This is a genomic window from Phenylobacterium sp. (genome assembly GCF_041916435.1).
Lineage (GTDB): Bacteria > Pseudomonadota > Alphaproteobacteria > Caulobacterales > Caulobacteraceae > Phenylobacterium.
Window position 1 is genome coordinate 243,648 of sequence record NZ_JAYRZM010000001.1, and the last position, 19,378, is coordinate 263,025.

Sequence of the window (19,378 nt, forward strand, 5' to 3'; positions counted from 1 at the left end):
GTCGCCTAACGCAGGGCGGCGTTGATGCGGTCCAGCGCCGCCGCGCCGGGGGACAGCTCGGCCTCGTTCAGGCTGTTGAGCGGAACGTCCACCGTGCCGAGGTTCTCGTGCAGGTCGCGCGCCTCCGGATCGACGAACAAGAGGCCCGTGACGATCTCGCCCAGGGCCTGGCGCGACTGCAGATAGGCCATCGCGCCCACCCGGTCGGACGGGTCGTAGTGCTCGGCCAGCTTGTGCAGGTGCAGGATCGAGCCGTCGTGCTGGGCGACCTGCACGGTCTGGCCCGGCGCGTAGTCCACGGTGATCGGCGCGCGCGGCAGGACCACGTCCAGCCGGTTCACCGCCTCGTTGTGCTCGCGCACATAGTCGTAGGACTTGGTCGAGCCGGGGTGGTTGTTGAACTGCACGCAGGGGCTGACGCAGTCGATGAAGGCCGCCCCGCGGTGGCTCAGCCCCGCCTTGATCAGCGGCACGAGCTGGGCCTTGTCGCCGGAAAAGGCGCGGGCCACGAAGGTCGCGCCCATCTGCAGGGCCAGATTGACCATGTCGATGCCGGCGTCGTGGTTGACCACGCCCTTCTTCGACTTCGAGCCCTTGTCGGAGGTGGCCGAGAACTGGCCCTTGGTCAGGCCGTACACGCCGTTGTTCTCGACGATGTAGAGCATGTTCACGCCGCGGCGGATCGAATGGGCGAACTGGCCCAGGCCGATGGAGGCGGAGTCCCCGTCGCCGGAGACGCCCAGGTAGATCAGGTCGCGGTTGGCGAGGTTGGCGCCGGTCAGCACCGAGGGCATGCGCCCGTGCACGGTGTTGAAGCCGTGCGAATTGCCCAGGAAATAGTCCGGCGTCTTCGACGAGCAGCCGATGCCGGAAAGCTTGGCCAGCCGGTGCGGCGGCAGGTCCAGCTCGTAGCAGGCCTGGATGATCGCCGCCGAGATCGAGTCGTGGCCGCAACCGGCGCAGAGGGTGGAGACCGAGCCCTCGTAGTCGCGCCGGGTGTAGCCCAGCGAATTGGGCTTGAGCTGCGGGTGATGCAGGCGGGGCTTGGCGATGTAGGTCATTCGGCGGCCTCCGGCATGGGCCGGCGATCGCTCATCCGGCGCTGCACCGCATCGACGATGAAGCGGGCGGTGATCGGCGTGCCGTCATAGTGAAGGACGGCGGTCAGGCGGTTGGGGTCCACGTCGCCCTCGTTGATCAGCAGGCTGCGAAGCTGGCCGTCGCGGTTCTGCTCGACCACGAACACCCGATCGTGGGCGGCGATGAAGTCGAACACCTCGTCGCTGAACGGGAAGCCCCGCACGCGCAGGGCGTCCATCGCAAGGCCGCGCTCCTCCAGCGTCTCCAGCGCCTCGTGCACCGCCGGCGTGGAGGAGCCGAAGTAGATCAGCCCGTCAGTGGTCGAGCGTGCGGCCCGGCGCAGCACCGGGGCGGGAACCAGTCCCTTGGCCGTGTCGAACTTGCGCAGCAGCCGCTCCATGTTGCCCACGTAGACGGGGCCTTCCTCGCTGTAGCGGGCGTAGGGATTGCGCGAGGTGCCGCGGGTGAAATAGCCGCCGCGGGTGGGGTGCGTGCCCGGATAGGTGCGGTAGGGGATGCCGTCGCCGTCGACCTCCAGATAGCGGCCGAAGTCGCGCCCGGACTCCAAGTCCTCGTAGGTCATCACCTTGCCGCGGTCGAGCTTGCGCGCGTCGTCCCAGGCGAACGGCTCGACCAGCCACTCGTTCATGCCGATGTCCAGGTCCAGCATGACGAAGATCAGGGTCTGCAGCCGGTCAGACAGGTCGAAGGCCAGGGCCCCCATCTCGAAGCACTCGCCCGGATCGGCCGGCAGCAGCAGCACGTGCTTGGTGTCGCCGTGCCCGGCGTAGGCGGCGGCCAGCAGGTCGGCCTGCTGCGTGCGGGTGGGCATGCCGGTCGACGGGCCGCCGCGCTGCACGTCGAAGATCACCGCCGGGATCTCGGCGAAATAGCTGAGGCCGATGAACTCGGTCATCAGCGACACGCCCGGCCCGGAGGTGGTGGTGAAGGCCCGGGCCCCGTTCCATCCGGCGCCCACCACCACGCCGATCGAGGCGATCTCGTCCTCGGCCTGGACGATGGCGTAGCGCGCCTTGCCGGTGTCCGGGTCGATGCGCAGCTCCTGGCAGTAGCCGGTGAAGGCCTCGGCCAGGGAGGTGGACGGCGTGATCGGATACCAGGCGCAGACCGTGGCCCCGCCATAGATCGCGCCGAGCGCGGCGGCGGCGTTGCCCTCCACGTAGATCCGCTCGCCCACCTGGTCGGCGCGGCGCACCTTCAGGCCGATCGGCGCCAGGTTCTGGGCGACGTAGTCGCGGCCCATGTGCAGGGCCGCCGCATTGGCCTTGATCAGCCGTTCCTTGCCGGCGAACTGCTCGGCGAAGAGCTGCTCGAACACCTCGGTCTCGATGCCGAGCAGGGCGGCGAGCGCGCCCACGTAGATGATGTTCTTGAAGAGCTGCCGTTCGCGCGGAACCTGGTAGGCGGTGTTGCACATCGCCGTCAGCGGCACGCCGACCACGGTGATGTCGTCGCGGAACTTCGAGGCGGGCAGGGGCTTGGTGGAGTCGTAGAATAGGTAGCCGCCCGGCTCGATGGAGGCCACGTCCTGGTCCCAGGTCTGCGGGTTCATGGCCACCATCAGGTCCACCCCGCCGCGCCGGCCGAGGTGCCCGGCCTCGGTGACGCGGACCTCGTACCAGGTGGGCAGGCCCTGGATGTTCGAGGGGAAGATGTTGCGCGCGGCCACCGGCACGCCCATGCGCAGGATGGCCTTGGCGAACATGCCGTTGGCGCTGGCCGAACCCGAGCCGTTGACGTTGGCGAACTTGACGACGAAATCGTTGACGGACTCTAGCGGCATGACGTCCCCGCGTGGGTCATTTCCAGGAGGAACTTCTGCATGTCCCAGGCCCCTGTGGGGCAGCGCTCGGCGCACAGGCCGCAGTGCAGGCAGACGTCCTCGTCCTTCACCATCACCCGCCCGGTGGGCAAGCCTTCGGAGACGTAGAGCGCCTGCTCGGCGTTGGCCGCCGGCGCCTTCAGCCGGCCGCGCAGGTCGTCCTCATCGCCGTTCTCGGTGAAGGTGATGCAGTCCATCGGGCAGATGTCGACGCAGGCGTCGCACTCGATGCAGGCCGGCGCGGCGAACACGGTCTGCACGTCGCAGTTCAGGCAGCGCTCGGCCTCCTTGTAGGCCAGCGCCTGGTCGAACCCGAGTTCGACCTCCAGGCGCACGTCCGACAGCGCCTCGGCCTTGTCGCGCAACGGCACCTTGAAGCGGTGGTCGTTGGCCACGTCGTTGTCGTAGCTCCACTCGTGGATGCCCATCTTCTGGCTGACCATGGTCACGCCCGGCGCCGGCCGGTCGGTCACCTCGCCGCCCTGGCAGAGCCGGTCGATGGAGATCGCCGCCTCGTGGCCGTGGGCGACGGCCCAGATGATGTTCTTCGGCCCGAAGGCCGCGTCCCCGCCGAAGAAGACGTTGGGAACCGTCGACTGGAAGGTGACCGGGTCGACCGCCGGCATGTCCCAGTCGTCGAACGCCAGGCCGATGTCGCGCTCGATCCAGGGGAAGGCGTTCTCCTGGCCCACCGCCACCAGCACGTCGTCGCATTCGTGGTGCTCGTCCGGCTCGCCGGTGGGGACCAGCCTGCGCCGGCCCTTGGCGTCGTATTCCGGACGCACCTTCTCGAAGAGAACGCCGGTCAGCCTGCCGCCCTCGTGGGTGAAGGCCTTGGGCACGAGATAGTTGAGGATCGGAATGTCCTCGTGGATCGCGTCCTCCTTCTCCCAGGGGGACGCCTTCATCTCCTCGAAGCCGGAGCGGACGATCACCTTCACGTCCTCGCCGCCCAGCCGGCGCGAGGTGCGGCAGCAGTCCATGGCCGTGTTGCCGCCGCCCAGCACGATCACCCGCCGGCCGATCCTGTCGATGTGGCCGAACGAGACGTTGGCCAGCCAGTCGATGCCGATGTGGATGTTGGCGGCGGCTTCCTGGCGGCCGGGAACGTCCAGGTCGCGGCCGCGCGGCGCGCCCGAGCCGACGAAGACCGCGTCATAGCCCTCGTCCAACAGGCCCTTCAGGCTCTCCACCCGCTCGCCCAGGCGAAGGGTCATGCCGAGGCCGGTGATGTAGCCGACCTCCTCGTCGATCACCTCCTCGGGCAGGCGGAAGCGCGGGATCTGGCTGCGGATCATCCCGCCGCCCTTCGCCTCGCCGTCGAACAGGGTGATCTCGTAGCCCAGGGGCGCCAGGTCGCGGGCCACCGTCAGCGAGGCGGGGCCGGCGCCCACCAGCGCCACGCGCTTGCCGTTGGACTGGGCCGCGGGCGCGGGCAGGCGCGCCGTGATGTCGTCCTTGTTGTCGGCCGCCACGCGCTTGAGCCGACAGATCGCCACCGGCTCGTCCTCCACCCGGCCGCGCCGGCAGGCCGGCTCGCAGGGGCGGTCGCACGTGCGTCCCAGGATTCCCGGGAAGACGTTGGACTTCCAGTTGATCATGTAGGCGTCGGAATAGCGCCCCTCGGCGATCAGCCGAATGTACTCCGGCACGGGGGTGTGGGCGGGGCAGGCCCACTGGCAATCGACGACCTTGTGAAAGTAATCGGGCCCCTCGGTACTTGTGCGCTGCACAACCGCTTCCTTCCTACGACGCCGTTCTGACGCGGATGCGCAGGCGAATCCTTGGAGAGGGGGGTTCGTCGTGCCGCGAAGCAGCGTTTGCGTTGATGGTAAGACCTTGCCGGACCGTCAGACAAAACATTTCTCGAGTTGATCCCCAAGCGGCTTCAACGGCCCTGGAACACCGGCTCGCGCTTCTCCACGAAGGCCTTGGCGGCCTCACGGTGATCTTCGGTCTGGCCGCAGTGGACGTGGTGCGTCGCCTCCAGGTCGAGGCAGTCGTCCACCTCGCCGGCCATGGCGCGGTTCAGGTTCTCCTTCATGTAGCGGTAGGCCACGGTCGGCCCGTTCGCCAGGCGCGTGGCGACTTCGGCGGCCTTGGCCGCCAGCTCCTCGGGCTCGCACACCCAGTTGGTCAGGCCCAGGGCCAGCGCCTCGTCCGCGGTGATCCGGTCGGACAGGTAGTAGAGCTCGCGCGCCTTGGCCGAGCCGACGAGCTGGGTCAGGAAATAGGTGCCGCCGTAGTCGCCGGAGAAGCCCACCTTGGCGAAGGCGGTGGTCATGATCGCGGTCCTGGCCATGATCCGCAGGTCGCAGGCCAGCGCCAGCGACAGGCCCGCGCCGGCCGCGGCGCCGGGCAGGGCGGCGATGGTCGGCTTGGGCATCTTGAAGAGCTTGCCGGCGGTGGCGCGCTGGTTCACCCGCTGGCTGTGGATCGCCTCGTCCAGGGTGGCCGGCTGGCCCGAGCCGGCGTTGCGCGCGTTCATGCCCTTCACGTCGCCGCCGGCGCAGAAGCCCTTGCCGGCGCCGGTGACCACCACGACCTTCACCGACCGCTCCAGCTCGGCCCAGGCGAGCTGCTGGGCCAGGGCTTGGTTCATCTCACCGCTCATGGCGTTGCGCGCCTCGGGGCGGTTGAGGGTGAGCGTCAGGACGCCGCCGTCCAGACTGGCCAGAAGGTCGGACGTGCCGGTGTCGATGGAGCTTGCAGCCATGGTTTCCTCCCCCTCGCGCCGTCGACGGCGGCTTCTGTCGGGGCGATATAGATAGGCCTCCCCAGGCGCGATGCAAACGCTTGTTTGACTCAAATCCGCGGCTTGACCGGTCCCTCGGCGGGCCCTGTAGTTCGGCCCCAACGCCGCCAAGAGCCGGGAGGAGACCCCATGCGCCTGCGCCAGATCGCCCTGGTGGGCCAGAACCTCGACGCCGCCGTCGACGACATCAAGACCGTGCTCGGCCTCGACTACGCCTACGACGACCCGGGCGTGGGCAAGTTCGGCCTGAAGAACGCCGTCTTCCCGGTGGGCGACACCTTCCTGGAGGTGGTCTGCCCCAAGCAGCCGGGCACCACCGCCGGGCGCCTGCTGGAAAAGCGCGGCGGCGACGGCGGCTACATGGTGATCCTGCAGGTCGACGACATCGCCGAGGCCCGCGCGCGGGTCGCGCAGGCCGGCGCGCGCGTGGTCGAGCAGGCCGACTTCGACGGGGTGTCCATGAGCCACGTCCATCCCAAGGACATCGGCGGGGCGATCCTGTCGGTGGACTGGATGAACCCCAAGGAGCGCTGGGAGTGGGGCGGGCCCGTGTGGCGCGACAATGCGCGCACCGACGTCTCCACCGGCGTGGTCGGCGCCGAACTGCAGGGCGAGGACCCCGACCGCATGTCCGCCCGCTGGAGCCAGGTCCTGGGCGTCCCGCGCGAGAAGGCGGGGCAGGGCTGGCGCATCCCGCTGGAGGGAGGCGAGCTGCGGTTCGCGCCGGTCCGCGACGGGCGGGGCGAGGGGCTGGGCGCGTTCGACGTGGCCGTGCGCGACCCCGCCGCCGTGCGCGCCGTCGCCAAGGCGCGCGGCCTGCTGGACGCCGACGGAGAGCTCGTCCTCTGCGGGACGCGGGTGAGGCTCGTGCCGGCCTAGGGGCGAGCGACCGCCCCGGCGCACGTTTTGGTTGCCGCTGCGGCGACTTGCTGCGACCTTGCCCGGCAGGCTGGGTCGAACGGGAGGTCGACGGCGGGCGATGGAGTTGGCCTGGGCACAGGGGCGCATGCGCCGCCGGCCGCCGCCGCCGTGGATCGCCGGTGCCTTGCACGCCCTGTCCGTGCTCGGCGCCCTGAGCATCGTTCCCGCCCTGGTCGTCTACTCCGTCTGGTCCGAGGAGGCGGCGCTGCGCGCCGACTGGACGATCGACGGGCCGGCCTGTCCGGTGGTCGCCAGGGCCGCGCCGGCCGCGGTGGGGCGCAAGCCGCCGAAGGTTTTCCGCTACGGCCAGGCCCGGTTCGAGCGGGCGTTCGGCGCGGTCTACTGCGCGGCCCTGCCGGAGAAGGGGCTCTTCACGCGGGCCGTCTATCGCGTCTGCCAGTTCAACAATCCGGGCGCGGTGACCGTCGAGGTCGGCGCGGTGAAGACCATTTTTCAGCCGCCGCCGGGCGGGCGCGTCACCGTGACCGTGCGGCGCGGCAAGGCGAACTGCGTCGTCGGCGGCTGGTTCAGCTACTGAGCCTGCACCTCGTTCGCGCTCGCAGCCGGCGGCGCATCTGATCCGACAAACCGCCAGGCGGTCGTCCCCGCCGGGCCGTCCCGCGTCACGCCCGCGACATACGCAGGTGGCATCACATGACCCCGACCGGCGCGCAGGAGTTCCAGCGCGCGCCAGGAGGGTCTGGGCGTGTTTCAACGTATATCCGGCTGGTGCGGCGCGAGCCTTGTCGCGGCCAGTCTCGTTCTCGCCGGCTGCGGCGACAAGGCCGGGGCTGACGCGCCCGGCTTCGCCGGCATGAGCCAGATCCGCATGGCCGTGCGCGGCTCCGAGGACGATCCGCGGATGGCCCGCCGCTGGAGCGCCTATCGCGACTATCTGCAGGCGGCCACGGGGCTGCCGGTGAAGACCTTCGAGTCGTCCGACTACAACGGCACCATCCAGGCCCTGTCCTCGGGCCAGGTGGACATCGCCACCATCGCCGGCGGCGGCTACGCCAACGTCTACGCCCAGGTCGGCAAGCTGGTGGAGCCGATCCTGACGATCCGCCAGGCCGAGGGCGACATGGGCTACTACTCCGCCCTCTTGGTGAAGGCGGACAGCCCCTACCATTCGATCCAGGATCTGAAGGGCAAGAGCCTCGGCTACGTCGATTTCAACTCGACCTCCGGCTATCTCTACCCGCGCGCCAAGATGCGCCAGCAGGGCATTGATCCGGACAGCTTCTTCGGCAAGACCTCGTTCGCCGGCGGGCACACCCAGTCGGTCATGGCGCTGGAGAACGGCCAGTTCGACGCCGCCGTGGTGGAGATGGGCGGCGGCGATCCCGTGCACGGCTTCACCACCGGCGCGCCCTACACCATGGCCCGCCGCGGCCTGGTGAACATGGACGACTTCCGCATCATCTGGGCGGTGGGGCCGATCCCCAACGCGGCCATCGCCGTGCGCACCGACCGGCCGCAGGCGTTCATCGACGTGGCCCGCGGCGCCCTGGCCGCCCTGCCGTACGACGACCCCGAGCTGTGGCGCGACACCGGCCAGCCGGACGGGGCGGCGCTGACGGCCGTCGACTATCGCCACTACGCCGAGATCATCGCCTTGCGCAAAGCCGACATCGACCAGCGCCGGGCTCGCGCCGGCGGCCAGGGAGGCCGGCCGTGAGGGCCGCGTTCCTCGCCGCGGCGGCCCTCGCCCTCGCGCCGGCGCTCGCCCGCGCCGAGCCCCTGCGGCTGGCGGTGCTGGGCGCGCCGGCCGGCGCCTGCCACGCCGTCGGCCCGTCCGCGCCGGCTGGTGAACGGGCCTATTTCGACTTGCTGACCAAGCGCTTGGGCCAGGAGGTTCAAGCCTGCCCCGAGCCCGACGCCGCGGCGGCCGCCAAGGCTCTGGCCGGGGGCAAGGTCGACATGGCCCCGCTGGATCCGGCGGCCTTCGCCGCGGTCGCCAAGACCGATCGGGCCATCCTCACGGTCCGTCCCAAGGGAAGCCTGAACCGCATTCCGGTGGTGGTGGCGGTCAAGGCGGACTCGCCCCGCAAGACCCTGGCCGACCTGAAGGGCGGCGCGGTCGCCTTCGGCGGCGTGATCCAGGCGGCCTATGCGACGCCGCGCATGGCCCTGGCCGATCAGGGCGCCGATCCGGCGTTCTTCTCCCGCGAGGACAAGGCAAAGGACGCCGAGGCGGCGGCGGCCGACCTGCGCGCCGGCAAGGCCGACGCCCTGGCGCTGAACGCGGCGTCCTGGCAGCGCCTGTGCCGCGGCGACACGCCCGGCGAGGACCGCTGCACCGACCTGAAGGAAATCTGGCGCGGACGTCCCCGCGCGAAGATGGCCCTGGTCGTCGCCAGGGACATGCCGCTGGCCCTGCGCTACCGCATCATCGGCATCCATGTGGCCATGCACCTGGAAGCGCCCCAGGCCTTCGCCTGGGCCTCCTCGTTCATTCCGAACGGCGAGGAGTTCGAGCCCACCGAGGCCGACGCCCTGATCGTCACGACCCAGGCGCGCTAGGACCGATGTCCGAGACGCCTCACGCCGTCGTCGAGTTCGAGCGCCTGCGCCGTTCCGAGCTCATCCGCCAACGCACCCACGCCGCCCTCGGCCTGGCGGTTTTCTCGGCCCTGCTGGTCGTCTCTTTCCAGCGAAGCCAGTTCTTCGGCGCCGACCTGGGCGGCGACCCGCTGGGCCGGGTGGGCGACTTCCTGGATCGCCTGATCCCCGACCTGCGCCTGCCGGTGCTGTTCGCCGACCGCGCCACCCACGGCTCCCTGTCCTGGTGGTTCTACGACCTGCCGCTGTGGCTCAAGTCCGGCTGGCAGACGGTGGAGATGGCCATCCTCGCCACCCTGATCGGCGCGGTCGCGGCCGCCGGCGCCTCGGTGCTGTGCGCGCGCAACCTGATGCCGTTCGCCCCGCTGCGCTTCGTCGTGCGCCGTGGCCTGGAGGCGATCCGCACCCTGCCGGACCTGATCGTCGCCATCATCCTGGTGGCGGCCTTCGGCGTGGGCCCGCTGCCGGGCGTGATCACCCTGGCGTTCTCCACCCTCGGCAGCCTCGGAAAGCTGTTCTCCGAGATCAACGAGGAGATCGATCCGCGCCCGCTGGAGGCGCTGGAGGCGGCCGGCGCCGGCTTCTGGAAGAAGATCCGCTTCGGCGTCGTGCCCCAGGTGCTGCCCAACTACGCCTCCTATGCGCTGATCCGCCTGGAGGGGAACCTGGCCGGGGCTGCGGCCCTGGGCATCGTCGGCGCCGGCGGCATCGGCCTGGAGCTGCAACGGGCCATCACCTACACCGAATTCGACACCTATCTGGCGATCCTGCTCCTGATCGTCGGCATGATCTTCGTGCTGGACATGGCCTCCGAGGCCATCCGCCACCGGCTGATCGGCCTGGGAGGCGAGGCGTGAGTTCGGAGACGCGCGTGCGCGCGGCCCAGCTCGCGCCGGCGGCGCTGAGTCCCAGCCTGCCCAAGCGGGTCTGGCGCCTGCTCCTGCTGGTCCTGGCGGCGGCGGCCGTGGTGCAGATGGGCCGCGACCTCGATCTCGCACCCGGCGCGCTGATGAAGGGGACCGACAAGCTCGCCCTGTTCCTCGGCGCCATGGTCCCGCCCACCAGCGGCGGCATGCTGGTGCGCATCGTCAAGGCCCTGGGCGAGACCTTCGCCATGGCCTTCGCCGGCACGGTGCTGGCGGCGGTCACGGCCCTGCCGCTCGGCGTGGTCGGCGCCAAGACGATCGTGCGCAACCCGGTCGCCCATTTCGTCTTCCGCCGGTTCCTGGACCTGTTCCGCGGCGTACCGGCGCTGGTCTGGGCGCTGATCCTGGTCTCGGCGTTCGGCCTCGGCCCCTTCGCCGGGGTGGTGGCCCTGGCGCTGGCCGACATTCCGCACCTGGCCAAGCTCTTCGCCGAGGCGATCGAGAACTGCGATCCCAAGCCGGCCGAGGGCGTGCGCGCGGCCGGCGCGCCGCCGCTGGCGGTGATGCGCTACAGCCTGGCGCCCCAGGTGACGCCGGTGATCGCCAGCCAGTGCCTGTTCTTCCTGGAAGGCAACTTCCGCAGCGCCGCCGTGCTCGGCATCGTCGGCGCGGGCGGGATCGGCTTCGAGCTGGAGGAGCGCATCCGCATCTTCGCCTTCGACCAGGCCGCCTTCATCATCCTGCTCTACATGGCCGGCGTCGCCACCCTCGACCTCATCTCGCGCGAGCTGCGCAAGCGCCTGGCCTAGCCGCCGTAGCCGCGGAACGCGTCCGGCCCGGCGCCCAGCGGCGCCGAACAGTCCAGCGCCACCGCCGTCGCGCCCCAGCCGCAGGCGTGCGCCAGCGCATCCTTCATCGCCGCGCCCCGGCTGAGCGCGTCCAGCAGGCCCGCCGCGAAGATGTCGCCCGCGCCGGTGGCGTCCACCGTGCGGGCCTTCGGCGCGGGCGCGTCGATGCGGCCGGCCTCGCCGAAGGCGCTGGCCCCCTCGGCGCCGCGAGTCACCACCGCCCAGCTCACGCCCTCGCCGAGTTGGGCGCGCGCCGCGCCCAGCGGGTCGGCGGCCAGTTCGGGAGGCAGGTCCTCGGCCGAGGCGGTCACCACCTCCACGCGGCCCCTCAGGTTCGGCGAAGGCCAGTGGGCCACCACCGGCCCCGTGCACGTCGTCGTCCAGGCCTCCGCGCCGGGATAGGCGGCCCGCACGAACAGTCCGGCGGGGCGGATGGCCGGCCAGGCCTGCGGCGGGTCCAGCGGGGGCGGGGGCTTGGGCTCCCAGTCCAGCCCCATCACCAGCCGCTCGCCGGCCGGGTCGATCAGGATCAGCGTGGTCTTGCTGTCGCCGTCGCGGCGCGAGACCAGGCGCGTGTCGACCCCGGCGGACTCCACATCCTCCAGCGCCGCGTCGGCCGCCGCGTCCTGGCCGATCACCGAGGCCAGCGCCACCTGGCGGCCGGCCTTGGCCAGGGCCACCGCCGCATTCGCCCCGCCGCCGCCGAGCCGGCCGCCGAGGCGTCCCTCCAGCGTGCGGCCCACCAGCCGCGCCCCCGGCGCCACCGGCCCCGACAGCCGGATCGGCCGGTCCCACGCCAAAGCTCCGATCACCAACAACTCACTCAACGCTCGTCTCCATGCCGGAAGGACCTTCGAGCCTAGCGGCGGGCGGTGAAGCCTCGATGGCGCGGCTATGACCGGTGCAAGCGCACAAATCGCCGCCTGGTGCGCGCGGCCGTCCGAAATCCCGTCACGGGCGGGTCACGGCCCGGCGTTAGCTTCTGTCTGACGGTGGCCTGCGGCGAGTGGAGCGCGCATGCTGGAATTGCACGGTGTTTCAAAGCGCTACGGCGAAACCCTCGCTGTGGACGACGTTTCCCTCAAGGTGGGGCGCGGCGAGCTGGTCGGCGTCATCGGCCGCTCCGGCGCCGGCAAGTCGACCTTGCTGCGCATGATCAACCGCCTGGCCGAGCCGAGCGCCGGCCGCGTCACCTGGGACGGCCAGGACGTCACCCGCCTGAAGGGCAAGGCGCTGCGCCTGTGGCGGCGGCGCTGCGCGATGATCTTCCAGCAGTTCAACCTTTCGCCCCGGCTCGACGTGATCACCAACGTCCTGGTCGGCGTGCTGGCCGAGCAGCCGCTGCCGGCCTCGATGATCAAGTTCTTCCCCGCCGAACAGCGCGCCCGCGCGGTGCTCGAGCTCGACGCCCTGGACATGGCGCCGGCGGCCCTGCAGCGGGCCGGCACCCTCTCCGGCGGCCAGCAGCAGCGCGTGGCCATCGCCCGCGCGATGATGCAGGAGCCCGACATCCTCCTGGCCGACGAGCCGGTGGCCTCCCTCGACCCGGTGAACGCCGAGGTGGTGATGGACGCCCTGGAGCGCGCGTGCCGCGAGCGGGGCATTCCGGTGATCGTCAACCTGCACAGCCTGGAGATCGCCCGCAGCTACTGCACGCGGATCATCGCCATGGCCAAGGGCAAGGTGGTGTTCGACGGCGTGCCGTCCGACCTGACCGCCGAGGTGATCGAGCGGATCTACGCTGGCCGCAACGGCGCCAAGACCCGGCGCAGCGGCGCCTTCGCCGTGGTGGAAGCCGCCTGATGACCCTGTTGCTCGCCGACCGGCCGCTGGCGCCGGGCTACGCCTATTTCGACCGCTTCGTCGCCGATCCCGCCGCCGCCGAGCGCGGCCGCGGCCCCGACCCGGTGATCAGCCCCGAGGCCCAGGTGCGCGACTGCATCCTCGGCCCCTGGACCCGGGTGGGCGCGCGCACCAGCCTGTCCGAAGTCTCGATGGGCGCCTACAGCTACATCGTCAACGATTCCAGCGCGGTCTACGCCGACATCGGCAAGTTCTGCTCGATCGCCCGCGACGCGCGGATCAACCCGGGCAACCACCCGACCTGGAAGGCGGCCCAGCACCACTTCAGCTACCGCGCGGTCTCCTACGATCTCGGCCCGGAGGACGACGCCGAGTTCTTCGACTGGCGCCGTTCGCACCGCGTGACCCTCGGCCACGACGTGTGGATCGGCCACGGCGCCACGGTGCTGCCGGGCGTCGCCATCGGCACCGGCTCGGTGGTCGGCGCGGGCGCTGTGGTCTCCAAGGACGTGCCGCCCTTCACCATCGTCGGCGGCGTGCCGGCCAATCCGATCCGCGAGCGCTTCCCCAAGGCCGTGCAGGACGGCATCCTGGCGATCGCCTGGTGGGACTGGGAGCACGAACGCCTTGCCGACGCCCTTGAAGACTTCCGCCGCCTCGACGCCGACGCCTTCGTCGAAAAGCACGCCTGAGCCCGGCCGGCTGGTCCTGGTCGTCGGCCCCTCCGGGGTCGGCAAGGACACCCTGATCGACGGCGCGAAGACCGCGCTCGCCGGCTCCGAGGTGGTCTTCCCGCGCCGCGAGATCACCCGCCCGGCCGAGGCCGGCGGCGAGAACCACATCCCTGTCAGTGAAGATGAGTTCGCCCGTCGCCAGGCGGCCGGCGCCTATGCGCTGTCCTGGCGCGCCCACGGCCTGGGTTACGGAATCCCGGCCGCGATCGGGGACGATCTGGCCGCCGGCCGCACGGTGGTGGCCAACGTCTCGCGCGGAGTGCTGGACGAGGCCCGCGCGCGCTTTTCCAATGTGCGGGTGGTCTCCATCGGCGCCGACGCCGAGGTGATCCGTCAGCGGCTGATCCATCGCGGCCGCGAAAGCGCCGAAGATATCGCCGAGCGCGTGGCCCGCGCCGGCGCCTTCAAGGTCGAGGGCCCGGACGTGGTCGAGGTGCGCAACAACGCCACGCCCGAAGCCGGCGTCGCGGCCTTCCTGAACGCGATCGGCCAGCCAGATGCTCCCCCTCTGGGGGAGCTGTCGCGAAGCGACTGAGGGGGACTAGGAGTCGACCGCGGCGGGGCGTTCCCCTGCCACCTCGGCGCCCTGCGCCGAAAAGTCGAACCGCTCCAGCACGTGGAACGGCGCGTTCCGCTCGTCCTGCTTGAACACCGCCACCCCGTCGAAGGCGTGCGGGCCCGAAACGTCGGCGAAGTGCTCGCGCAGGGCGGCCAGCACGCGCTCGGCCAGCTCCGGCTCGCGGATCGCGCCGGTCAGCGTCATGTGGAAGCGGAAGTCCTCGAAGACGTAGGGATAGCCCCAGGCCAGCAGCCGCTCGTCCTGCTCGGGGCTCAGCGGCGCCTTGCGCCGGCGGGCGAGGTCGAAGTCGCTGAGCGGGGCGCGGAAGCGGTCGAACTCGCGCACGCAGGCGCCGTGCAGGGCGTCCATCTCCGCGCAGGCGGCCTCCAGGCGGAAGGCCAGGAACCGGCCCAGGCTCGCCGGCGCGATCGCTGCGGTGAACGGCGCGCGGCCGGCGGCGAACGTCTCGCCGAACGCCAGCAGCGCCGATTCCGTAGCGCCGTCAGCCAGTTCGAACGGCGCCTTCAAGGTGGCGTGGAAGCCGTAGCCGCGCGGGTCGGCGGTCAGGGCGTCCAGGTCCAAGCCCTCCAGGCCCGGCAGGGCGGGGCGCGCCAGCGCGCGGCCGGCGAAGGCGTCGCGCCCCAGCCAGGCCGCCGCCTTGTCCGCCAGGGCGCTTCCCCGCGGCGGGACGTAGTAGATCGCGTACCTGGCCGTCATGCCACGCGCAGGCCCCGCCGCCACACCTCGGCCGGGGCGGGCCAGCCGGCGGCCCCGCGCCGCACCCGCACCATGTCGGCCAGTTGGCCGGGCGCGATCTCGCCGCGGTCGGTCAGGCCCACGCTGCGGGCGGCGTTGACGCTCACGGTGGCGAGCGCCCGTTCCGGCGTCCAGCCCAGGTCGTCGATCAGCATGAAGGCGGAACGCAGCATGGAGAGCGGCACGTAGTCCGAGGCGATGATGTCCAGAGCGCCGGCCTCGGCGGCCTCGCGCGCCGACAGATTGCCCGAATGCGAGCCCCCGCGCACGAAGTTCGGTCCGCCCATGGCCACGGCCATGCCGTAGCCCCGCGCCGCCTCGGCGGCCTTCAGGGTCACCGGGAACTCGGCGATGACGCAGCCGTCGTCGTGGGCTTCCTCCACATGCTCCAGGCTCTCGTCGTCGTGGGCGGCGAGCGGCAGGCCGTACTCGCGCGCGAAGCCCACCACGCTGCGGCGGTTGGAGTAGGCGACCGAGGGATCGCGGCCGGCGTGGCGGCGGGCCAGCATCTCGTCGATCTCGTCCTGCGAGCGGCCGGCGGCCACCATCCGCTGGTGGAAGCGCTCGGTGTTGGCGGTCTGCCGCTGGCCCGGCGTGTGGTCCATCACCGACAGGAGCTTCAGGCGCGGGTTGTCCGCGTGCGGCTCCAAGAGCGACAGCAGCTCGGGATTGGTCACCTCGCAGCGCAGGTGCAGCAGGTGTTCGGCGCGCAGGGCGCGGTCGGCGTCGGCCGCGTCCATGGCCGCGATCATCGGCCCCAGCGCGTCCTTGCGGTTCAGCCCGTCCTTGGAGCCGTGCAGGCTGAGGCTGTCGAACACCGTGGTGATCCCGGCCGTGGCGCACTGGCCGTCGTGGGCCATGGCCGCGCCGTAGGCGTCCCACAGGGCGCCCGGCCGCGGCTGGTAGTGCTTTTCCAAGTTGTCGGTGTGGATGTCGATCAGGCCGGGGATCAGCCAGTCGGCGCCCCAGTCCAGGGCCGCGGCCGGCGCCTCGGCGCGCGGCTCCACGGCGGCGACCTGGCCGTCCTGCACCACCACCTCGCCGCGGACGAGGCCGCCGGGCGTGACGATGTTTTCCGAGAAGATGCGGGTTTCCTGCCGGGCCATGGTCACGCCGCCGCCTTGAATTCGGCCACCGGGAACAGCCGGGTGGCCACCGCGTCGCGAACGTCCTGGTCGTGGAAGATGCCGATCATCGCCGCGCCGGCGTCCAGCGCCTGCTTGATCAGGTCGACCACGATCGAGCGGTTCTCCGCGTCGAGCGAGGCGGTCGGTTCGTCCAGCAACAGCACCGGATATTCGCGGATGAAGCTGCGGGCGATGTTCACCCGCTGCTGCTCGCCGCCGGAGAAGGTGGCCGGCGGCAGGTCCCAGTGCGCCTCGGGCAGGCGCAGGGCCGACAGCAGCCCCACCGCCTTGGCGCGGGCGGTCTCGGCGTCCACCCCGTTCTCCAGCAACGGCTCCATGACCAGTTGCAGGGTGGGGATGCGCGGGATCACCCGCAGGAACTGGCTGACGTAGCCCAGGGTGCGGCGGCGCACCTCCAGCACCTCGTGCGGGCTGGCGTTGGTGATGTCCACGTACTGGCCGTCGTGCAGCACCCTCACCGAGCCGGCCGTGGGCATGTAGTTGCCGTAGATCGAGCGCATCAGGGTCGACTTGCCGACCCCGCTCTCGCCGGCCAGCACCACGCACTCGCCCGGCGCGACCTCCAGGCGCAGCCGCTCGAACACCGGGATCGTCGCGTTCTCGGCGTTGTGCAGCACGAAGGTCTTGGCCAGATCCTCGACGATGATCAGGGGCTTGGAAGCTTCGGTCATGTGGGCCTCAGATCTGCAGGACGGAGGAGACGAGGAGCTGGGTGTAGGGGTGCTGCGGGTCGTCCAGCACCTGGTCGGTCAGGCCGGTTTCGACCACGTGGCCCGACTTCATCACCATCAGCCGGTCGGCCATCAGCCGGGCCACGGCCATGTCGTGGGTGACGATGATCACCGCCAGGCGCAGGTCGCGCACCAGCTCGCGCAGGAGGTCCAAGAGGCGCGCCTGCACCGACACGTCCAGGCCGCCGGTCGGCTCGTCCATGAACACCAGCTTGGGCCCGTGGATCAGGTTGCGGGCCACCTGGATGCGCTGTTGCATGCCGCCGGAGAAATTGCGCGGCTTGTCGTCGATGCGCCGGGTGTCCAGCTCGACGCGCTCCAGCCAGTCGATGGTGGCCTGGCGCATCTTGCCGTAGTGGCGCTGGCCGAGGTTCATCAGGGGCTCGGCCACGTTGGCCCCGCCCGAGGCGCGCATGCGCAGGCCGTCGCGCGGGTTCTGGTGGACGAAGCCCCAGTCCTCGCGCTGCATCCGCCGCCGGTCGGGCTCGGAGAGCGCATAGATGTCGGTCAGGCCGAAGCGGCTGGTCTCGAACTGGATCGAGCCGGAGGACGGCGCGAGCTTGCCGGACACGCAGTTGAGCAAGGTGGTCTTGCCCGATCCGCTCTCGCCGACCACGCCCAGCACCTCGCCGGGACGCATCTCGAAGTCCACGTCGCGGCAGCCCAGCACGTGGCCGTACCACTTGGTCAGGCCCTCGACCTTCAGCAGCGGGGCGGCCTCAATCGTACGCGGGATCGCATTCATCACGCCGGCTCCTCTTCGGTCTGGTCGAGCTGGTGGCCGGCCATCGGGCCGGCGTGGCCGGCGGCGCGGCGCTCGGCGCAATGATTGCTGTCCGAGCAGACGTACATCTTGGCCCCCTCGTCATCGAGGATGACCTCGTCGAGGTAGGCGTCGTCGGCGCCGCAGAGCGCGCAGCTCTCCTCCCAGGTCTGCACCTCGAAGGGATAGTCCTCGAAGTCGAGGCTGCGCACGCGGGTGTGCGGCGGCACGGCGTAGATCCGCTTCTCGCGGCCCGCGCCGAACAGCATGATCGCCTCGTTGTCCTCCATCTTTGGATTGTCGAACTTCGGGATCGGCGAGGGCGACATCAGGTAGCGCTCCTCGATCATCACCGGATAGCCGGCGGTCGAGGCGATGCGGCCGTAGCGGGCCACGCTCTCGTAGAGCGAGACGTACTGCAGGCCGTATTCCTCGTAGGCGTGCATCGCCCGCGTCTCGGTCTCGCGCGGCTCCAGCCCGCGCAGGGGCTCCGGCTGCGGCACCTGGAAAACGATCACCTGGCCGGCCTTCAGCGTCGCCTCGGGAATCCGGTGGCGGGTCTGGATGATCGTCGCCTCGGCCGTGCTCTCGGTGGTCTCCACGTCGGCCACCTTGGCGAAGAAGCGGCGGATCGAGACGGCGTTGGTGGTGTCGTCCGCGCCCTGGTCGATGCACTTGTAGACGTCGCGCGGCCCGATGATCGCCGCGGTCAGTTGGATGCCCCCGGTGCCCCAGCCGTAGGGCACCGGCATCTCGCGCGAGCCGAAGGGCACCTGATAGCCGGGCACGGCCAGGGCCTTCAGGATCGCGCGGCGGATCATCCGCTTCGTCTGTTCGTCCAGATAAGCGTAGTTGTAATAGCGCTCGGCCTCGTTGGGCCGCGATTGGATACTGGTGCTCATTCGGCGGCTTCCTTCATCGCGGCCCGGCGCTCGAAGTGCTCGCGGCGCAGGCGGCGGATCAGCTGCAGGTCGGCCTGGAAGTCGACGTAGTGGGGCAGCTTCAGGTGCTGCACGAAGCCGGAGGCCTCCACGTTGTCGGAGTGGTAGAGGACGAACTCCTCGTCCTGCACCGGCGCGTCGGCCTGTTCGCCCACCTCGCGGTGGCGCAGCGCCCGGTCGACGATGGCCACGCTCATCGCCTTGCGCTCGCAGTGGCCGAAGGTCAGGCCGTAGCCGCGGGTGTATTGCGGCGCCTTGTCCGCCGAGCCGGAGAAGCCCGACAGCATCTGGCACTCGGTCACGGTGATCTCGCCCACCTCGATGGGGAAGCCGAGCTCCTCGGGAACGAACTCCACGGCCACCTCGCCCAGGCGAATCTCGCCGCACAGCGGGTGGGTGGAGCCCCAGCCGCGCTGCGAGGAGTAGGCCAGGCTGAGCAGGAAGCCCTCGTCGCCGCGGGCCAGGGCCTGCAGGCGCTGGTCGCGTCCGGCCGGGAAGCTCATCGGCTCGCGGGTCAGGTCGAACGGCTCGGGCGCATCCTCGGTCCGCTCGTCGGTCTCCAGGAGGCCCTCATGGGCGAACACCGAGCCGATCGTCGGCATCGGATAGGTCTGGGGCTCTTCGGCCTGGGGCGCGATCGGGCGCGGCGCGCCGCCCTCGGCGGCCAGGGCGAAGTCGAGCAGGCGGTGGGTGTAGTCGAACGTCGGGCCCAGCACCTGGCCGCCCGGGATGTCCTTGAACGCGGCGGACACGCGGCGGCGCACGGCCATCTGCGTGGTCTCCAGCGGCTCGGACGCGCCGAAGCGGGGCAGGGTGGTGCGATAGGCCCGCAGCAGGAACACCGCCTCGGGCAGGTCGCCGCGCGCCTGCTTGATCGCCAGCGCGGCGAGGTCGCGGTCGTAGCACGACCCCTCGGCCATCACCCGGTCGACGGCCAGCGAGAGCTGCTCGCGCACCTGGCCGATCTCGAGTTCGTTCACCGCCGGGTCGCCCCGGCGTTCCTCGGCGAGCCATTCGTGGGCGTTGGTGATCGCCTTCTCGCCGCCCTTTACGGACACATAGGCCATG

20 protein-coding genes are annotated in these 19,378 nt (G+C 71.0%); 9 read left to right on the top strand and 11 right to left on the bottom strand.

The annotated features are described in order from the left end of the window. Nucleotides 1-5: 5 nt before the first annotated feature. From ACE3TA_RS01230 to ACE3TA_RS01245, 4 genes are all read right to left on the bottom strand, one after another. Nucleotides 6-1,061 carry a 2-oxoacid:ferredoxin oxidoreductase subunit beta gene (locus ACE3TA_RS01230; RefSeq protein ID WP_374569872.1) on the bottom strand — a complete coding sequence of 352 codons (1,056 nt, stop codon included), beginning with the start codon at nucleotides 1,059-1,061 and terminating at the stop codon, nucleotides 6-8. Continuing rightward, on the bottom strand, nucleotides 1,058-2,884 hold the full coding sequence (locus tag ACE3TA_RS01235; RefSeq protein WP_374569873.1) for a 2-oxoacid:acceptor oxidoreductase subunit alpha: 1,827 nt from the start codon (nucleotides 2,882-2,884) through the stop codon (nucleotides 1,058-1,060). Before ACE3TA_RS01235 ends, ACE3TA_RS01230 begins: the two co-directional genes overlap by 4 nt. After that, complete coding sequence (locus ACE3TA_RS01240) at nucleotides 2,875-4,656, bottom strand: FAD-dependent oxidoreductase (RefSeq protein WP_374569874.1); 1,782 nt, start codon at nucleotides 4,654-4,656, stop codon at nucleotides 2,875-2,877. Before ACE3TA_RS01240 ends, ACE3TA_RS01235 begins: the two co-directional genes overlap by 10 nt. Nucleotides 4,657-4,811: 155 nt before the next feature. Then, nucleotides 4,812-5,639: an enoyl-CoA hydratase gene (locus ACE3TA_RS01245; RefSeq protein ID WP_374569875.1), complete on the bottom strand. Its 828-nt coding sequence runs from the start codon at nucleotides 5,637-5,639 to the stop codon at nucleotides 4,812-4,814. Nucleotides 5,640-5,807: 168 nt separating this feature from the next. On the opposite strand from ACE3TA_RS01245, the gene ACE3TA_RS01250 reads away from it, so the two are divergent. The 6 genes from ACE3TA_RS01250 (at nucleotide 5,808) to phnE (ACE3TA_RS01275) (ending at nucleotide 10,836) form a co-directional block, all read left to right on the top strand. Continuing rightward, nucleotides 5,808-6,557 carry a VOC family protein gene (locus tag ACE3TA_RS01250; protein WP_374569876.1) on the top strand — a complete coding sequence of 250 codons (750 nt, stop codon included), beginning with the start codon at nucleotides 5,808-5,810 and terminating at the stop codon, nucleotides 6,555-6,557. Between the two features lie 166 nt (nucleotides 6,558-6,723). Further along, nucleotides 6,724-7,137: a hypothetical protein gene (locus tag ACE3TA_RS01255; RefSeq protein WP_374569877.1), complete on the top strand. Its 414-nt coding sequence runs from the start codon at nucleotides 6,724-6,726 to the stop codon at nucleotides 7,135-7,137. 168 nt (nucleotides 7,138-7,305) lie between these two features. Beyond that, the gene (gene phnD, locus ACE3TA_RS01260; protein ID WP_374569878.1) at nucleotides 7,306-8,277 is read left to right on the top strand and encodes a phosphate/phosphite/phosphonate ABC transporter substrate-binding protein; all 972 of its coding nucleotides are present in this window, start codon (nucleotides 7,306-7,308) and stop codon (nucleotides 8,275-8,277) included. Beyond that, nucleotides 8,274-9,122, top strand: coding sequence for a phosphate/phosphite/phosphonate ABC transporter substrate-binding protein (locus ACE3TA_RS01265; RefSeq protein WP_374569879.1), 849 nt, complete (start codon nucleotides 8,274-8,276; stop codon nucleotides 9,120-9,122). The genes phnD and ACE3TA_RS01265 overlap by 4 nt, the downstream gene beginning before the upstream one ends. A gap of 5 nt (nucleotides 9,123-9,127) precedes the next feature. Next, complete coding sequence (gene phnE, locus ACE3TA_RS01270) at nucleotides 9,128-10,018, top strand: phosphonate ABC transporter, permease protein PhnE (protein WP_374569880.1); 891 nt, start codon at nucleotides 9,128-9,130, stop codon at nucleotides 10,016-10,018. Beyond that, nucleotides 10,015-10,836: a phosphonate ABC transporter, permease protein PhnE gene (gene phnE, locus ACE3TA_RS01275; RefSeq protein WP_374569881.1), complete on the top strand. Its 822-nt coding sequence runs from the start codon at nucleotides 10,015-10,017 to the stop codon at nucleotides 10,834-10,836. The genes phnE (ACE3TA_RS01270) and phnE (ACE3TA_RS01275) overlap by 4 nt, the downstream gene beginning before the upstream one ends. On the opposite strand, the gene ACE3TA_RS01280 is transcribed toward phnE (ACE3TA_RS01275), so the two are convergent. Continuing rightward, the gene (locus ACE3TA_RS01280) at nucleotides 10,833-11,702 is read right to left on the bottom strand and encodes a carbohydrate kinase family protein (protein WP_374569882.1); all 870 of its coding nucleotides are present in this window, start codon (nucleotides 11,700-11,702) and stop codon (nucleotides 10,833-10,835) included. The two genes, phnE (ACE3TA_RS01275) and ACE3TA_RS01280, sit on opposite strands and share 4 nt — an antisense overlap. Nucleotides 11,703-11,892: 190 nt before the next feature. Between ACE3TA_RS01280 and phnC the strand changes: the two genes are divergently transcribed. From phnC to phnN, 3 genes are read left to right on the top strand one after another with little or no spacing between them, the layout of a single operon-like run. Beyond that, nucleotides 11,893-12,678: a phosphonate ABC transporter ATP-binding protein gene (gene phnC / locus ACE3TA_RS01285; protein ID WP_374569883.1), complete on the top strand. Its 786-nt coding sequence runs from the start codon at nucleotides 11,893-11,895 to the stop codon at nucleotides 12,676-12,678. Further along, entirely contained in the window at nucleotides 12,678-13,370 is a 693-nt protein-coding gene (locus tag ACE3TA_RS01290) for a DapH/DapD/GlmU-related protein (protein WP_374569884.1), read from the top strand. Before phnC ends, ACE3TA_RS01290 begins: the two co-directional genes overlap by 1 nt. After that, a complete protein-coding gene (phnN, locus tag ACE3TA_RS01295; RefSeq protein WP_374569885.1) occupies nucleotides 13,318-13,947 on the top strand; it encodes a phosphonate metabolism protein/1,5-bisphosphokinase (PRPP-forming) PhnN in 630 nt (209 codons plus the stop codon). The genes ACE3TA_RS01290 and phnN overlap by 53 nt, the downstream gene beginning before the upstream one ends. A 6-nt stretch (nucleotides 13,948-13,953) precedes the next feature. On the opposite strand, the gene ACE3TA_RS01300 is transcribed toward phnN, so the two are convergent. Genes ACE3TA_RS01300 through ACE3TA_RS01325 form a run of 6 tightly spaced genes read right to left on the bottom strand, consistent with a single transcriptional unit; the run spans nucleotide 13,954 to nucleotide 19,377 of the window. Next, a complete protein-coding gene (locus tag ACE3TA_RS01300; RefSeq protein WP_374569886.1) occupies nucleotides 13,954-14,688 on the bottom strand; it encodes a DUF1045 domain-containing protein in 735 nt (244 codons plus the stop codon). Then, complete coding sequence (locus ACE3TA_RS01305; protein WP_374569887.1) at nucleotides 14,685-15,833, bottom strand: alpha-D-ribose 1-methylphosphonate 5-triphosphate diphosphatase; 1,149 nt, start codon at nucleotides 15,831-15,833, stop codon at nucleotides 14,685-14,687. The genes ACE3TA_RS01300 and ACE3TA_RS01305 overlap by 4 nt, the downstream gene beginning before the upstream one ends. Before the next feature lie 2 nt (nucleotides 15,834-15,835). Further along, the gene (phnL, locus tag ACE3TA_RS01310; protein ID WP_374569888.1) at nucleotides 15,836-16,546 is read right to left on the bottom strand and encodes a phosphonate C-P lyase system protein PhnL; all 711 of its coding nucleotides are present in this window, start codon (nucleotides 16,544-16,546) and stop codon (nucleotides 15,836-15,838) included. A gap of 7 nt (nucleotides 16,547-16,553) precedes the next feature. After that, complete coding sequence (gene phnK, locus ACE3TA_RS01315) at nucleotides 16,554-17,351, bottom strand: phosphonate C-P lyase system protein PhnK (protein ID WP_374569889.1); 798 nt, start codon at nucleotides 17,349-17,351, stop codon at nucleotides 16,554-16,556. Next, entirely contained in the window at nucleotides 17,351-18,271 is a 921-nt protein-coding gene (locus tag ACE3TA_RS01320) for an alpha-D-ribose 1-methylphosphonate 5-phosphate C-P-lyase PhnJ (protein WP_374569890.1), read from the bottom strand. Before ACE3TA_RS01320 ends, phnK begins: the two co-directional genes overlap by 1 nt. Continuing rightward, nucleotides 18,268-19,377 (bottom strand): carbon-phosphorus lyase complex subunit PhnI, encoded by a 1,110-nt coding sequence (locus ACE3TA_RS01325; protein WP_374569891.1) that lies wholly within the window; start codon nucleotides 19,375-19,377, stop codon nucleotides 18,268-18,270. The genes ACE3TA_RS01320 and ACE3TA_RS01325 overlap by 4 nt, the downstream gene beginning before the upstream one ends. Between the last annotated feature and the right edge of the window lies 1 nt (nucleotide 19,378).

Excerpts from the sequence above, each read along its gene's own strand:
- phnE (WP_374569880.1), top strand. The coding sequence starts at position 9,128 with ATGTCCGAGACGCCTCACGCCGTCGTCGAGTTCGAGCGCCTGCGCCGT.
- ACE3TA_RS01320 (WP_374569890.1), bottom strand. The coding sequence starts at position 18,271 with ATGAGCACCAGTATCCAATCGCGGCCCAACGAGGCCGAGCGCTATTAC.
- ACE3TA_RS01250 (WP_374569876.1), top strand. The coding sequence starts at position 5,808 with ATGCGCCTGCGCCAGATCGCCCTGGTGGGCCAGAACCTCGACGCCGCC.
- ACE3TA_RS01245 (WP_374569875.1), bottom strand. The coding sequence starts at position 5,639 with ATGGCTGCAAGCTCCATCGACACCGGCACGTCCGACCTTCTGGCCAGT.
- phnC (WP_374569883.1), top strand. The coding sequence starts at position 11,893 with ATGCTGGAATTGCACGGTGTTTCAAAGCGCTACGGCGAAACCCTCGCT.
- ACE3TA_RS01230 (WP_374569872.1), bottom strand. The coding sequence starts at position 1,061 with ATGACCTACATCGCCAAGCCCCGCCTGCATCACCCGCAGCTCAAGCCC.
- ACE3TA_RS01305 (WP_374569887.1), bottom strand. The coding sequence starts at position 15,833 with ATGGCCCGGCAGGAAACCCGCATCTTCTCGGAAAACATCGTCACGCCC.
- ACE3TA_RS01235 (WP_374569873.1), bottom strand. The coding sequence starts at position 2,884 with ATGCCGCTAGAGTCCGTCAACGATTTCGTCGTCAAGTTCGCCAACGTC.
- phnK (WP_374569889.1), bottom strand. The coding sequence starts at position 17,351 with ATGAATGCGATCCCGCGTACGATTGAGGCCGCCCCGCTGCTGAAGGTC.
- ACE3TA_RS01300 (WP_374569886.1), bottom strand. The coding sequence starts at position 14,688 with ATGACGGCCAGGTACGCGATCTACTACGTCCCGCCGCGGGGAAGCGCC.
- ACE3TA_RS01290 (WP_374569884.1), top strand. The coding sequence starts at position 12,678 with ATGACCCTGTTGCTCGCCGACCGGCCGCTGGCGCCGGGCTACGCCTAT.
- phnL (WP_374569888.1), bottom strand. The coding sequence starts at position 16,546 with ATGACCGAAGCTTCCAAGCCCCTGATCATCGTCGAGGATCTGGCCAAG.
- ACE3TA_RS01325 (WP_374569891.1), bottom strand. The coding sequence starts at position 19,377 with ATGGCCTATGTGTCCGTAAAGGGCGGCGAGAAGGCGATCACCAACGCC.